The organism is Brucella sp. RRSP16 (assembly GCF_052246815.1).
Taxonomy (GTDB): domain Bacteria; phylum Pseudomonadota; class Alphaproteobacteria; order Rhizobiales; family Rhizobiaceae; genus Brucella; species Brucella intermedia.
On record NZ_JBQQAM010000001.1, the window covers coordinates 303,944 to 318,342 of the forward strand.

Genomic DNA, 14,399 nt, shown 5'->3' on the forward strand with positions numbered 1-14,399 from the left:
ATGGGCTGACTTCATCGAGTGAGAACGAAAACTCGAAGCGAATACAAAGATTTATCTGTCCTGTACCGATTTTGCGAGCCCGATGGCGCCATCCTCCCAAGCAAAACCGGAGATCCGAAATCGGTGCGGGAATCTCACGAAACATTGATGAAAGCGCGTCCCCCATGGCTTCCAGTCTTGTGCGCAATGCCATTGTTCTTGGCCTTCTTTCCGCCATTGGCCCATTTGCGATCGATATGTATCTGCCCGCTCTGCCCACCATTGCCGCCGATCTGCATGCGGAAACCGGTGCCGTGCAGATGAGCCTTCTGGCCTTTTTCATTGCGCTCGCGATAGCGCAGCTCTTCTGCGGACCGCTGTCCGACATGATCGGGCGCAAACTGCCGCTCTATGGCGGGCTGGTCCTGTTTGGCATAGGCAGCATCGGTTCGGCTGTCGCCACCGACATAGATGTGCTCGTGCTTTTCCGTTTTGTGCAGGGGCTGGGTGCTGCTGCGGGGATGGTTATTCCACGTGCTGTCGTGCGTGATCTTCATACGGGCATCGAGGCTGCGCGCCTCATGTCGCTTCTGATGCTGGTTTTCTCCATATCGCCGATTCTGGCTCCCTTGACGGGATCCGTCATTATCAGCTTCTTCGGCTGGCGGGGTGTCTTCTGGGCCGTTCTGGTTGCGGCTGCTATCGGTATCGTTCTCGTGGCGACTGCGCAGAAGGAGACGAGAACGGCGGAAGCCCGGCTAGAAAGCAATCTGGGCAGCGCCTTACGCGGCTATGGTCGTCTGTTGAAAGATCGTTACTTTCTCGGGCTGGTTTTTGTGGGGGGCTTCGGGATTGCGTCCTTCTTCGTCTATCTCGCCAATTCGTCTTTCGTGCTTATCGACCATTACGGCCTGACGCCCACGCAATATGCGATCGCCTTTTCAGCCAATGCAGTATCGTTCTTCGGTGTTTCGCAGTTGAACGGCTGGCTGGGATCGCGCTTCGGCCTTCGTCGGGTCATGCGATTCGCGGTCTCCGGATTTGCTGCGGCAATGCTCGCCATGTTCGCCGCCGCCCTGATGGGGCACCAGTCGCTCTGGCTGATCGCCGGTTTCCTGTTCGTGGGATATGGCTTCCTCGGCCTCGTCATCCCGACAACAGCAGTTCTGGCTCTTGAGGATCACGGTGAAATTGCCGGTACGGCTTCGGCGCTCATGGGCACGCTGCATTTCGTGATCGGCGGCGTGGCGATCGGCGTGACCGGTTCGTTCTTCGATGGAACGGCACTGCCAATGGTCGGCGGGATTGCCGGTTGTGCGCTGACCGCCTTCGTGCTGACGCAAGTCGTTCTGTCGCGCAAGGCGAGCGAACTCGATACAGAGGCTGCTGCGGCGTAATCCATGGAAAGGGAAGTGGAGGCTTCTGTTGCCAGGTGCCTCCGAACCCCGCCTTAAGGTGCTAACCCCAAGGGCTTTAGAGTGGGTTTCCCGCACCGCCATTAGGCAGCGAGAGCATAACCCTGAGCTTTGTTGTCATTTGCAACTACTCAATTGACCCGATAACGGTGGTATCATGCCGAGTAAAAGAGCGATCTTTACACCCTTGTCGATCCTGTTTCGCCCCCGCCACAATACAAACCACTAGCCGATCTGTATTCTGGTGGAGGCGCCGGGTACCGCCCCCGGGTCCAATGGGTTTATTACACCGTCCATTTATCACCATAGTCAACTTGCGCTGACACGCCGTATATAGGCGCGGTTGACCGCGATTGGAAGAGGGGACGCAGTTTTTAACGGGTTTTGCTGATATTCCGGGGCCTGCGGTTCCCGTTCATTTTTCATTGACAGTCTGCTTTCGCTGGTCAATCCTACCAATATATCGGGGGCGGCGAGCGAAATTTCGATGAAGCCGGTTTCCGTGAGCTGAAACGGGGTATTGAAACCCCAATCGAAGGAGAGTGGATATATGAGTGAATATCTCGCGGATGTCCGTCGTTACGATGCCGCTGCCGATGAAGCTGTCGTCGACAAGATCGTCAAGCATCTGGGTATTGCGCTGCGCAATCGCGATTCCTCCCTCGTTTCGGCAACGGACCCGGAAGAACTGAAGCGCGTCCGCACGAATTGGGTCGCCAAGAAGCTTGGCGTCGACGACGAAGCCAAGGGTGATGAGGTCGTTGCCCATGTTGCTGAAGTCATGAAGGGCGACCGCAACAAGCATCGCGTCACCTTCTATTATCTGGTTGCCAAGCAGCTCGGAAAACTCGGCAGCCTTTGATCCACAGCGATCTGGTGAAATCGAAGCCCCGGTGCCCGACGCCGGGGTTTTTCTTTATACTGGGCTCAACCGAATCGGATTCTGGATATCCCCCATGCGCACCTATCTCGATCTTCTTCAACATGTGCTCGATAACGGTGTTGACCGTGGCGACCGCACAGGCACGGGTACGCGGTCGGTTTTCGGATATCAGATGCGCTTCAATCTGGAAGAGGGCTTTCCCGTGCTCACCACCAAGAAGCTGCATCTCCGGTCGATCATCCATGAACTTCTCTGGTTTCTGAAAGGCGACACGAACATCGCCTATCTGAAGGAAAACGGCGTTTCGATCTGGGATGAATGGGCAGACGAAAACGGCGATCTGGGGCCGGTTTACGGTTATCAGTGGCGCTCATGGCCCGCGCCGGACGGCCGTCACATCGATCAGATCGCGAATCTTCTGAAGATGCTGCATGGGAATCCCAATTCGCGCCGCCTCATCGTATCGGCCTGGAATCCGGCGCTTGTCGATGAAATGGCGCTGCCGCCATGCCATTGTCTTTTCCAGTTTTATGTCGCCGACGGCAAGCTATCGTGCCAACTCTATCAGCGCTCGGCTGATATTTTCCTGGGCGTGCCGTTTAATATTGCGTCCTACGCATTGCTGACGATGATGATCGCGCAGGTCACGGGATTGAAGCCGGGAGAGTTCGTCCACACGCTGGGTGACGCACATATTTACGCCAATCATTTCGATCAGGCGCGCGAGCAACTCACGCGTACTCCAAAGAAATTGCCCCAGATGTGGATCAATCCGGATGTGAAAGACCTTTTTGCCTTCCGTTTCGAGGATTTCCGGCTTGAGGGCTATGAGGCCGATCCGACGATCAAAGCTCCGATTGCGGTCTGAGGTGCATCATGTCCGCAAAGAAGCCCATCGTTTCGATCATTGTCGCTGCCGCTGAAAACGGGGTTATCGGGCGCGATAATGATATGCCGTGGCGGCTTTCGACCGATCTCAAGCGCTTCAAGGCGCTGACGCTCGGAAAGCCTGTCATCATGGGGCGGCGGACCTGGGAATCCATCGGACGGCCCTTGCCGGGACGGCCCAACATCGTCGTGACAAGAGACAAGGGATTTCAGGCTGAGGGCGCGGCCACGGTCGGTTCTCTTGATGAAGCGATTGCGCTTGGGTGCAAACTCGCTGCCAAGGTGGGGGCCGAAGAGGTCTGTGTCATCGGCGGGGGAAAAATCTATGCGCAGGCTCTGCCTCTCGCCGACCGCGTTCACCTGACGCGCGTTCTGGCGGAGATCGACGGCGATACGCGTTTTCCGGAAATCGATCCGAACCTATGGCAAGCGGTTTCGCAGGAAGATGTGCCCGCCGGGGACAAGGACAGCCACCCAACGCGCTATGTCGTGTACGAAAAACGTGCTGTGTAAAGCATAGTTCACGAATTTTGTCGTCTTCGCGTTGAAAGCGGACCTCCCGATGCCTATAAAACGGAAACATTAGTTGATGACGGGAGTGGGCAACTCGCTTTCCCGTCGCCTGGACGAGAGGTGAGGATGCCCTGGAGTAACCAGAATGGTGGCGGCGGCCCGTGGGGTGGCGGCGGCGATAATAACAACAATAATGGTGGCCCGTGGGGACAAGGGCCGAAAGGTCCTCGTGGTGGCGGCCAGAACACGCCACCTGATCTCGAAGATATTTTGCGCAAGGGCCAAGACCGTCTGAAGCAGGTATTCCCCGGCGGTGGGGGCAAGGGCGGCAGCAATCGGGGCGTTCTGTTCCTGATCGGCGCAGCTGTTCTCGGCTTCTGGCTTTTCCAGTCGATCTATACCGTGCAGCCGGATGAACTTGCCGTCGAACTGCGCTTTGGAAAGCCGAAGGAAGAAGTGTCCGAACCGGGCCTGCATTTCCATTGGTGGCCGATCGAAACCTATGAGAAGGCGCAGATCGTCGAAAAGCAGATCAACATTGGCGGCCAGGGCAACCGGAGCGCGACCCAGGGCCTGATGCTGACGGGTGACCAGAACATCGTCAATGTTCAGTTCTCGGTTCTTTACCGTGTCTCCGACCCGCAGGCATATCTGTTCAACGTCGATAATCCCGATGCGATGGTGCAGCAGGTTTCTGAAAGCGCGATCCGCGAAATCGTTGGCCGTCGCCCGGCTCAGGATGTTTTCCGTGACAACCGTGCGGCTATCGCAACGAGCGTCCGCGATATCGTCCAGCAGACGCTCGACGCCTACAAGGCGGGTATTCAGATCAATGCCGTTTCCATCGAAGACGCAGCGCCGCCGCGTGAAGTGGCAGATGCCTTCGATGAGGTGCAGCGCGCCGAACAGGACGAAGATCGTTTCGTGGAAGAATCGAACCAGTATTCGAATCAGAAGCTCGGTCAGGCCCGCGGTGAAGCAGCGCAGCTTCGTGAAGAAGCAGCCGCCTACAAGAACCGCGTCGTTCAGGATGCGGAAGGTGAGGCGCAGCGTTTCAGCTCCGTTTTGGGTGAATACCAGAAGGCGCCTGAAGTCACGCGCAATCGTCTGTTCCTCGAAACCATGGAACAGGTGCTGAAGAGCACCAAGAAAGTTATTGTCGAACCTGGAAAGGATGTCGTGCCTTATCTGCCGCTGAACGAGCTCATGCGCCAGCCACGCCCCGGCGTGAATGCGACGACGACGACCCCGAGCGGAGGTAACCAGTAATGGCCCAGAACAGGCTTCCAATCATTGGCGGTATCGTTGCCGTCATCGCTTTCCTGATCTACTCCGCCACGTTCATCGTATCCGAGCGTCAACAGGCTATCGTGCTTCGCTTCGGCCAGATCGTCGATGTGAAGACGGACCCGGGCATCTATTTCAAGCTGCCTTTCGGCTTCCTGGATGCTGACACCGTGCAGTTGATCGATGACCGTCTGCTGCGCTTCGATCTGGACGATATCCGCGTTCAGGTTTCGGGCGGCAAGTTCTATGACGTCGATGCCTTCCTCGTCTACCGCATCACCGATGCGCGCAAGTTCCGTGAAACCGTTTCAGGCAGCACGCTTCTTGCCGAGCAGCGGCTGCGCACCCGTCTTGATGCTGCACTGCGCAGCGTTTACGGCCAGCGCGGTTTTGAAGCGGCGCTTTCGGAAGAGCGTGGCGACATGATGCGCGAAGTGCGTGACCAGCTTCGTCCCGACGCGACGTCGCTTGGCCTTACCATTGCCGATGTTCGCATTCGCCGTACGGATCTGACCGCCGAGGTCTCGCAGCAGACTTATGACCGCATGAAGGCCGAACGTCTGGCCGAGGCGGAGCGCCTGCGTGCCCGGGGCCGTGAGGCCGCCCAGCGCATCCGCGCTGTGGCCGACCGTCAGGTCGTCGAAACGATAGCTGAAGCGCGCAAGGAATCGGAAATCCTTCGCGGTGAGGGCGATGCCCAGCGCAGTGAGATCTTCGCCCGTTCCGCAGGCAAGGACCCCGGTTTCTTCGCCTTCTACCGGTCGATGTCCGCTTATCGTGAAGCACTTGAGACACCGGATACAACGCTGGTTCTCTCCCCGGACTCGGAGTTCTTCAAGTTCTTCCGGGACGCTGGCGGCAGACTTGCAACGCCTGCCCAGTAACAACCGGGGCAAACGCTCATGAGCGATTTTCTAGCCGCCGTAGGTCTTCTTTTCGTTCTCGAAGGGCTGCTCTACGGCGGCTTTCCTTCTTTGGCGAAGAAGCTGGCCCGTGAGGCTAGCGAGACGCCGGAGAATATGTTGCGCATCGCCGGGATTGCAGCGCTTGCAATTGGCGTCGGCATTGTCTGGCTTGTCAGGGGATAAGCCGTTTTCCTCCCGTTATTTATTGTCTGCGGTCTATGCGAGGCCGTAAACAGGTCGTATTTTGCAGCGATCAAGCCGTAGTACATCTATCGCTAATCAAACGACTGCAAGCAGACAGGAACGGAGCAGGGCTTCATGGTAATTGCACCAAAGGCGGGATTTGCTCGCACCCTTTTCGCAACCGTGGCGCTGGGGGCGATGACGGTTGGTGGCACTCTTTCGATGGGGACGCCTCCGGCAATCGCGGCTCAGGGGCCAGCTTCCGTTGCTGACCTGGCCGAGGGTCTGCTCGATGCGGTCGTGAACATCTCCACATCCCAGACCGTCAAGGGAGACGGGGAAGGTGACGGTGCCGTTCCCATGCCGCAGGTGCCGGAAGGCTCTCCGTTCCAGGAATATTTCAAGGACTTCTTCGGCGACAATGGCGGCGCGCAGGGTGACGAATCGCGCAAGGTCCAGTCGCTGGGTTCGGGCTTCGTCATCGATGCCGAGAAGGGGTTCATCGTCACAAACAATCACGTCATTGCCGATGCTGACGAAATCGAAGTCAATTTCAATGATGGTTCCAAGCTGAAAGCGGAGCTCGTCGGAAAGGACATCAAGACCGATCTGGCGATCCTTAAAGTGGACCCGTCCAAGCACAAACTGAAGGCCGTCCAGTTCGGCAATTCGGAAAAGGCGCGTATCGGCGACTGGGTCCTTGCAATCGGCAATCCGTTCGGTCTTGGCGGAACGGTTACCGCCGGCATTATTTCGGCCCGCAAGCGTGATATCAATTCCGGTCCCTATGATGATTTCATCCAGACCGACGCGGCGATCAACCGGGGCAATTCCGGTGGTCCCCTGTTCGATATGGAAGGAAAGGTGATCGGCATCAACACGGCGATCATTTCGCCGTCGGGAGGTTCCATCGGTATCGGCTTCGCCATTCCGGCAGAAATGGCTGTCGGTGTGATCGACCAGCTCAAGGAATTTGGTGAGGTTCGCCGCGGCTGGCTCGGTGTGCGCATCCAGCCGGTTACGGACGATATCGCCCAGAGCCTCGGGTTGAAGGAAGCCAAGGGCGCGCTGGTCGCCGGATTGATCGAAAACTCCGGCGTCGACAACAAGGCCATTGAAGCAGGCGATGTCGTGATCCGTTATGAAGGCAAGCCGGTTAACACTGCCCGCGATCTGCCTCGATTGGTTGCCGAAACGCCTGTCGGCAAGGAAGTTGAAATTGTCGTGGTCCGTCAGGGTGAGGAAAAGACCGTGAAGGTAAAGCTCGGTCGTCTCCTAGAGGACGACAAGAGCACCGAGGCTGCGACGGAAGACCAGGCTCCGCTTCCTGAAGGTGAAGGCGGAGACGAAGGCAAGCAAATGCCGGATACGCCGAAAAAGGACCAGAAGAGCGACGCTGCTCCAAGCGTACTTGGGATGAAGCTCAGCGAGCTGAGCGACGAGGTCCGCGGTGAGTTTGGTATTGCCGAAGATGTAGAAGGCGTTGCGGTTCTTTATGTCTCTCCCGGGTCCGCTGCCGGCGAAAAGCGTATCGAAACCGGCGATGTCATCGTCGATATTGGCCAGGTGACCGTAAAAACACCCGACGATGTGAAGAAGCGCATCGATGCGCTGCGCCGCGAGGGACGCAAGAATGCACTCCTGATGCTGGCATCCCGCTCGGGCGAACTGCGTTTTGTGACTGTCCGGATCAATTGATCCCTCCATGGTTATCCGCAATGGCAAAGCTTTCTGTTTCATAAGCTTCGGCTGTGCTATGGACCGGCGCCATTCGGAGTAAGATGAGTTGGAAACAGTCGATATTGTGGTCATAGGCGCCGGTGCGGCAGGCATGATGTGCGCCATCGAAGCGGCCAGACGCGGGCGTTCCGTGCTGGTCGTGGATCACGCCAAAACAGCCGGTGAGAAAATTCGCATATCGGGCGGTGGACGCTGCAATTTCACTAATCTTCATGCGAGCCCGAAGAATTATCTCTCGCAGAATCCGCACTTTTGTATCTCGGCCCTCAGCCGCTATACACAGCGCGATTTTATTGCACTGGTTGAGCGCTATCGCATCGCCTATCACGAGAAGACGCTGGGACAACTCTTCTGCGATGGTTCGGCATTGCAGATAATCGAAATGCTGCTGGCAGAAATGAAGTGCCATGGTGCGCGACGGAAGCTTGGTTGCAGCGTCAGCTCGGTTGAAAAATCTGTAGAAGGCTTTTCTCTTCAACTGTCGGACGGACCTGTTAGCTGTCGATCACTGGTCGTGGCCTGTGGCGGGAAATCGATTCCGAAGATGGGGGCGACAGGCTTCGGCTACGATGTCGCGACACAATTCGGATTGCGGATTGTAGAAACACGACCTGCGCTGGTTCCGCTGACGTTTGAACCCAACACGCTGGAAAGGCTGAAGCCGCTGGCCGGTGTTGCCGTCGACGCTGTTGTCTCCTGTGGTAAAACCAAATTCGCCGAGGCGATGCTTTTTACGCATCGCGGCATTAGTGGCCCTTCGATTTTGCAGATTTCTTCCTACTGGCGGGAAGGCGACGAAATCCGCATAGCCATGCTGCCCGAAACAGACATTTTCGAAGCACTGCGCGAGCAGCGCAAGCAGAACGGCAAGCAGGCATTGCAGACCGCACTGGCTGTTTATCTTCCAAGAAAGCTGGCGCAGACCTTAGCCGAGGATGTCGGCGCAACGGGTCATCTGGCGGATATGTCCGACAAGATGTTCCGTCGCGTCGAGGCAGCGATAAACGACTGGCGCATCAAGCCTGCGGGCTCGGAAGGTTACCGTACCGCAGAAGTTACGCTTGGAGGGGTCGATACGCGTGAGCTCGATTCCAAGACCATGGAAGCCAAATCCGTCCCCGGCCTCTTTTTCATCGGCGAGGTGGTGGATGTCACCGGCTGGCTCGGCGGCTATAACTTCCAGTGGGCCTGGTCGTCCGGCTGGGTTGCCGGTCAGGCTGCCTGAATGCTTATGCAACGTCAGGTGATCGATCTGATTGTAAAATGCGATAGACCGCATGACGCTTCAAATGCGGAGTTTCATCCGGCACGCGCGGGTGATCAAAATCACGCCCTGGATCACGGATCATGCCGATGCGCTGCATGACAGCTGTAGACCGATCGTTATTGTGAACGGCGAAAGAAACGACTTCCGAGAGGCCAAGGGTGTCGAAAGCATAGTCGATCAGCGCTTTGCCGGCCTCGGTTACGTAACCCTTGCCCCAATAGGGCGTGGCCAGCCGCCAGCCGATTTCAACAGTGCCGTCCGGTAGATGAGGTTCAAGATCGGTGCGGGCGAGACCGGCGAAGCCGATGCATTGACCGCCTGTTTTTTCTTCCAGCGCATAGAAACCGAGACCCGTTTCAGAAATGGTCTTCTGGAGGCGGTTGAACAATTCATCTGATTGCACGCGGTTTCTGCGAAAGGGAAAGAAACGCATCACCTCTTCATCGGAATTGATGACATGGAACAGACCGCGGTCGCGATCTTCCCAGTTTCGGACGACGAGGCGTGGGGTTTCCAGAATGATCATTGAACGAAGTCCGTTTTTCGGTAGCCTTGAATATAGAGCAGGGCAGTCAGGTCGCCATGGTCAACGCGCATCCGGGCTTGCGCTGCCACGGCTGGTTTTGCATGAAGCGCCACGCCTGTTCCCGCAAGCTGGATCATGCCGAGATCGTTCGCGCCGTCCCCCACCGCAATCGCATCATCCGGTGTAAGACCAAGACGATCAGCGATTTCCACGAGCTTCTCCACCTTGGCCTCACGGCCGAGAATGGGTTCCGTGACCAGGCCGGTCAGGTGCATGCCATCATCGATCAACCTGTTTGCGCGCTCTTCGTTGAAGCCGATCATTTCGGCAATGCGATGGGTGAACGATGTAAAGCCGCCGGACACAAGCGCGGTGTAAGCGCCATGCTTGCGCATGGTGCGTACAAGTTCGGGTCCGCCGGGCATCAGTGTGATGCGGGTTGAAATCACCTTGTCGATGACGGAGAGCGGCAGGCCTTTCAACAGGGCCACCCGCTCGCGCAAGGCCGGTTCGAATGCAATCTCACCGTTCATGGCGCGCGCGGTGATCGCTGCCACATGCTCGCGCAGGCCGGCTTCTTCCGCCAGTTCGTCGATGCATTCCTGCTGGATCATGGTGGAATCCATGTCGGCAATCAGAATCTTCTTGCGCCGACGCTCCTGTTCCTGCACCACGACATCGACTGGCGCGCCATCAAGCGCATCACGAAGCAGGGCTTCTGCTTCTTCGCTGCTGATCCCCGATGGTAGCGGAATGTCGCAGGCGATGTTGTCGGCCAGCCAGTAAAGCCCGGTTGCATTCACTGCCGAGGACGCTTTAATCCCAAGCGCTGATGCAAGCGAAGCCTTGGCCGGATTGGCGATCAAGGTGGCGACGAGAGAAAGCTGTTGGGACATGGAGAGCAATTCCGGCGATGAATGAGGATGCGATCACGAATGCAATCCTGATAGCTGGCCCGACAGCCAGCGGCAAGTCGGCACTTGCGGTTCGCATGGCTCGAGACACAGATGGCTTCATCGTGAATACCGACTCCATGCAGGTTTACGACGTACTCGATCTTCTGACTGCCCGGCCGGACAAAGCCGATCTTGCTGCCGCGCCGCATTATCTTTACGGCCATGTCGCGCCATCGATAAGCTATTCAACCGGACGATGGCTGGAGGACGTAGCTCGTCTGTTATCGCACCCCCGGATGAAGGACCGCACTCCGATCTTTGTCGGCGGGACGGGGCTTTATTTCAGGGCATTGCTGGGCGGACTGTCGCAAATGCCGGAGGTGCCGGGTGATGTTCGGGCCTATTGGCGAGGGCGAATGGAGACAGATGGACCGGAGTTGCTTCACCGGATCCTCGGTGAACGCGATCCAGATATGGCTGCAACACTTCAGCCTGCCGACAGTCAGCGCATCGTTCGGGCACTGGAAGTGCTGGAGGGCACCGGAAAGTCTCTTCTCGATTGGCAGCAGACAAAAGGTAGGGCCCTTGTAGATGAAAACAGCGCCCATAAAATTGTATTGGCGCCTGATCGGGCATGGCTTTCAGAGCGCATCGCGCAGCGATTTGCGTTGATGTGGGACAATGGCGCGATCGACGAGGTCAAGGCATTGCTGGCCCTTGATCTGGACCCCGGACTGCCAGCGATGAAAGCCATCGGTGTGCGTGAAATCACTGCGTACCTTGAAGGCACGATGTCCCGAGAAGAAGCTGTTGATCGTTCGGTTATCGCCACGCGGCAATATGCGAAGCGTCAATCGACATGGTTTCGAAATCAGCTCAATGCCAGCTGGTCCGTCCATGCAAATTCTAATGATGCTTTCGCTCAATTAACGACAACGAAATAACTCGCTGGCACTCTCTGAAACAGGAGGCGGGCGTGGATTATGCGGTTCAACAGATCGGAGCGGGCATTTTTTATTCTGATCGTTTTGATGGTCGGTATCGGGCTGCTGCTCTACCAGGCTCGCGTTGACATCGGACAATTGCTGACCTTACCGCTTGAGGGGCGCACCTTGGAACTGGTTTCGCGGCTGGACCAGTTGAACGACGTCACGATCTGGTTGCTGGCGGCGACGCTCGCTTGCGGGCTGTTCCTGATCTACCCCCAAATAAGAATCGATGCGCTGGATCGCGGCAAGTTGCAGGTCATCACGCAGGATCTTTCCGAGCGGTCGCAGACCCTCGAACATGCTGCGCTGACGGACAGCCTGACGGGCATGCAGAACCGGCGTTATTTCGACGAGGCGCTGAAGGAATATCTGGTCCAGTTCGACCGTATTCACCGGCCCGTCGGGCTGATGATTATCGACCTCGATCACTTCAAGACCGTGAATGATACTTACGGGCATGACGTTGGCGACATCGTATTGCAGGAGGTGGCGCGGTGCCTCAGGGATTACACACGCTATCATGACGTTGTCGCCCGGCTGGGTGGGGAGGAGTTCGCAGTCCTCGCACCGAACATGGATGCGGAATTGATGATCAAGCTTGCCAATCGCATTCGCAAGGCAATATCGGCGCTTGAAATCGATCTCGGTGACGAAAAGCTTGGTGTTACCGTCAGTATCGGTCTTGCGATATGGGACCGTCGCGAGACCTCGAAGGATCTCTATCGCCGCGCAGACAAGATGCTCTATGCAGCAAAGAACATGGGACGCAACCGCGTCTGCGCCTGAGCGTGTCTAGCGCTCGCGGTCCTTGCGAAAACTGCGCACCAATTCGCCCATCTTCTCAATGCTCTGTTTCGTGTCCAGGCTGAGTGGAGTTTGCGGCTTCAATGAAGGTGCCCGATGAAATTGCTCTCCGATCGATGCATGGTCGCGATGAGAGGTGGAAGCCGGGTTGCCCCAAAGATTGTCGTCGTCTGCGAGCCGGTCCGCTGGTTCCGCCTGGGAGCTGCTTTCGAATGCGCGCAGCTTTTCGACGATACGGTCCAGCGATATCTTGCCGTCGTTGCGCCAACCGGAAAGGGCGCTTTCGCTTTTGCTGCGTCCCGGAAGCTGATGGGATGGAATAGTCTCAAATGTAAGTCGCATGGGCGTCGAGAAGGCTTCGCCGAAGGCGATGGCCTCGCGATTGGCGATCGATGAAAGGAAACCCGCCATACTTTGCGCGCCGCCGCGAATGGCACCTTTGATGATTTCCTGGTCGCGTTCATTGCCGAGCCGCATCGCGAAAATGGAATTGCATTGCGACAGGATTGTCGCGTCAAGCTCGCCAGGGCGCTGGCTGATGACGCCAAGATAGGAACCGTATTTTCGGCCTTCCTTGGCAATCCGGGCTATAGCCTGCCGTGTCGGCCAGAAGCCGGCGTCGCGGTCGGCCGGAATATAGCGGTGAGCTTCTTCGCAGATCACCAGCGTCTGCAGGCTGCCTTCGCTTGATAGAGCGATATCGAACGCCAGTCGGCACAAAACCGACGCGACGGCGTTGACCACCTCGGAAGGCAATCCCGCAAGCTGGAATGTGCAGATGGGCTTTCCGTTTTGTGGGATGCGGAAAATGCGGCCAATGGCGTGCCGCATCGTCTCGGGTCCCCCAGTCACGGCAAACATGAAGCGGAAGCGAGGATCGGCAGAAATCGATTCCAGACGAGCCTTGAGGCTTCGCAGATAAGGACGTTCCGCTTTGCTGTCGAGAAGCCCCATGCGTTCATCGATGAGGGCGATCAGATCTGGGAGGCGATAGGCAACGGGCGTGTCGGCGCTGACGCTCTGCCGGTCCGCCAGCTGCCGCCGCAAGGTTTTCGCGGACAACGGCTCGGTGCCTTGCATTTTTTCCCGCGCAAGCTGGACAAGATCGCGCAGTATATCGAGTTCCATCGGATCGGGCGCGCGCCCGCGAAAGATCACGTCTGCGAATTCTTCAAGCCGCAGCATCCAGAACGGCAGCTCGATATTCGTCTGATCGACGGCTACTGCGAGGTCAGGAAATGCGCTCGCGAACTCGTTGTGTGGATCTAGGATGAGTACACGAAGATTGGGCTTTTCGGCGACGATGCGGCGCAGAAGCAGCATGACTGCGCTCGATTTACCGACGCCCGTTGTGCCAACGATGGCGAAATGCCGGGAAATAAGATCGTCGACCGAAATATGAGCCTGAACTGTTGCGTCCTGTGTCAACGTGCCGATCGAAACGCTGCTGTGCCCGGTCTGGGCATAAATGGCCGCCAGGTCGCTCGCGCGGATACGGTGGGCGATAGCGCCCGGATGGGGAAATTGAGAAATACCGCCGTTGAATGTGGTTTGCCCATTGGACTGCACGCGAACCTCGCCCAGAAACTCGACATGGACATGGAGCGTGTTGTCACCGCCGCGTATCCAGACATCACCCGGCACAAGCACATTGCGAATAAGACCGACGACGCGATTGTCGCCTGACCGAATGGATATCAGCTGTCCCACTGCCCAGTAATCGTCGGATGCGGCGGAGGAAGGGCCTGACAACGCCGAGACGATGGCGCCTGCGCCATCACACTGGATGACGTACCCTTCCGTGCGATTGCGCTGCACGTATTCGCCGTGTTCTCGTGCGCCGGAATTGTCGCCGATTTCGCTCATGCTGCCCGCTTGCCCCAACTTTCAACAGGAGGTTTCGCATCAGGATAAGAGTCTTCGGTTGAAATAAAGTTATCGTTTAGGGTGAGCGAGCCTAAGAAAATATCGCGGGCGATGTATTTATGCGTTGACGACGCCAAATCCGGCTATTAGTGTCCGCCACCATGAACACGATTATTATTCTTGTGGTACGGGCGCGCATGGGCAGGATGGTGTAACCATCCGGCGAAAGCTCCCATGCGCGAAAGACAGGCTCCCTCG

14 protein-coding genes and 1 other RNA gene are annotated in these 14,399 nt (G+C 57.2%); 11 read left to right on the forward strand and 4 right to left on the reverse strand.

Annotated elements, in window-relative coordinates:
- Nucleotides 1-164: 164 nt before the first annotated feature.
- Entirely contained in the window at nucleotides 165-1,376 is a 1,212-nt protein-coding gene (locus ACS5UA_RS01415; protein ID WP_021586858.1) for a multidrug effflux MFS transporter, read from the forward strand.
- 14 nt (nucleotides 1,377-1,390) lie between these two features.
- Here the strand turns inward: ACS5UA_RS01415 and ssrA are convergent.
- Nucleotides 1,391-1,757, reverse strand: a transfer-messenger RNA (tmRNA) gene (gene ssrA, locus ACS5UA_RS01420).
- A 187-nt stretch (nucleotides 1,758-1,944) separates the two neighbouring features.
- On the opposite strand from ssrA, the gene ACS5UA_RS01425 reads away from it, so the two are divergent.
- The 8 genes from ACS5UA_RS01425 to ACS5UA_RS01460 all read left to right on the forward strand — a co-directional run bounded on the left by ACS5UA_RS01425 (nucleotide 1,945) and on the right by ACS5UA_RS01460 (nucleotide 9,018).
- On the forward strand, nucleotides 1,945-2,256 hold the full coding sequence (locus ACS5UA_RS01425) for a DUF2853 family protein (RefSeq protein WP_021586857.1): 312 nt from the start codon (nucleotides 1,945-1,947) through the stop codon (nucleotides 2,254-2,256).
- A 94-nt stretch (nucleotides 2,257-2,350) separates the two neighbouring features.
- Nucleotides 2,351-3,145, forward strand: a complete 795-nt coding sequence (locus ACS5UA_RS01430; RefSeq protein WP_021586856.1) for a thymidylate synthase — start codon at nucleotides 2,351-2,353, stop codon at nucleotides 3,143-3,145.
- Nucleotides 3,146-3,153: 8 nt separating this feature from the next.
- Nucleotides 3,154-3,678 (forward strand): dihydrofolate reductase, encoded by a 525-nt coding sequence (locus ACS5UA_RS01435; RefSeq protein WP_021586855.1) that lies wholly within the window; start codon nucleotides 3,154-3,156, stop codon nucleotides 3,676-3,678.
- A 126-nt stretch (nucleotides 3,679-3,804) separates the two neighbouring features.
- Nucleotides 3,805-4,947: an FtsH protease activity modulator HflK gene (gene hflK / locus ACS5UA_RS01440; RefSeq protein ID WP_036565177.1), complete on the forward strand. Its 1,143-nt coding sequence runs from the start codon at nucleotides 3,805-3,807 to the stop codon at nucleotides 4,945-4,947.
- Complete coding sequence (hflC, locus tag ACS5UA_RS01445; protein WP_006467186.1) at nucleotides 4,947-5,849, forward strand: protease modulator HflC; 903 nt, start codon at nucleotides 4,947-4,949, stop codon at nucleotides 5,847-5,849. Before hflK ends, hflC begins: the two co-directional genes overlap by 1 nt.
- Nucleotides 5,850-5,867: 18 nt before the next feature.
- On the forward strand, nucleotides 5,868-6,053 hold the full coding sequence (locus tag ACS5UA_RS01450; protein ID WP_006467185.1) for a DUF2065 domain-containing protein: 186 nt from the start codon (nucleotides 5,868-5,870) through the stop codon (nucleotides 6,051-6,053).
- A gap of 135 nt (nucleotides 6,054-6,188) precedes the next feature.
- Nucleotides 6,189-7,751: a Do family serine endopeptidase gene (locus ACS5UA_RS01455; protein ID WP_021586852.1), complete on the forward strand. Its 1,563-nt coding sequence runs from the start codon at nucleotides 6,189-6,191 to the stop codon at nucleotides 7,749-7,751.
- Nucleotides 7,752-7,839: 88 nt separating this feature from the next.
- Nucleotides 7,840-9,018 (forward strand): NAD(P)/FAD-dependent oxidoreductase, encoded by a 1,179-nt coding sequence (locus ACS5UA_RS01460; protein WP_021586851.1) that lies wholly within the window; start codon nucleotides 7,840-7,842, stop codon nucleotides 9,016-9,018.
- A gap of 4 nt (nucleotides 9,019-9,022) precedes the next feature.
- On the opposite strand, the gene ACS5UA_RS01465 is transcribed toward ACS5UA_RS01460, so the two are convergent.
- Entirely contained in the window at nucleotides 9,023-9,586 is a 564-nt protein-coding gene (locus tag ACS5UA_RS01465; protein WP_021586850.1) for a GNAT family N-acetyltransferase, read from the reverse strand.
- The gene (gene serB / locus ACS5UA_RS01470; RefSeq protein ID WP_021586849.1) at nucleotides 9,583-10,482 is read right to left on the reverse strand and encodes a phosphoserine phosphatase SerB; all 900 of its coding nucleotides are present in this window, start codon (nucleotides 10,480-10,482) and stop codon (nucleotides 9,583-9,585) included. The genes ACS5UA_RS01465 and serB overlap by 4 nt, the downstream gene beginning before the upstream one ends.
- Before the next feature lie 17 nt (nucleotides 10,483-10,499).
- Between serB and miaA the strand changes: the two genes are divergently transcribed.
- Nucleotides 10,500-11,426, forward strand: a complete 927-nt coding sequence (gene miaA, locus ACS5UA_RS01475; RefSeq protein WP_025090501.1) for a tRNA (adenosine(37)-N6)-dimethylallyltransferase MiaA — start codon at nucleotides 10,500-10,502, stop codon at nucleotides 11,424-11,426.
- 39 nt (nucleotides 11,427-11,465) lie between these two features.
- Nucleotides 11,466-12,257, forward strand: coding sequence for a GGDEF domain-containing protein (locus ACS5UA_RS01480; protein ID WP_021586847.1), 792 nt, complete (start codon nucleotides 11,466-11,468; stop codon nucleotides 12,255-12,257).
- A 6-nt stretch (nucleotides 12,258-12,263) separates the two neighbouring features.
- On the opposite strand, the gene ACS5UA_RS01485 is transcribed toward ACS5UA_RS01480, so the two are convergent.
- Complete coding sequence (locus ACS5UA_RS01485; protein ID WP_021586846.1) at nucleotides 12,264-14,141, reverse strand: ATP-binding protein; 1,878 nt, start codon at nucleotides 14,139-14,141, stop codon at nucleotides 12,264-12,266.
- Nucleotides 14,142-14,399: the final 258 nt, after the last annotated feature.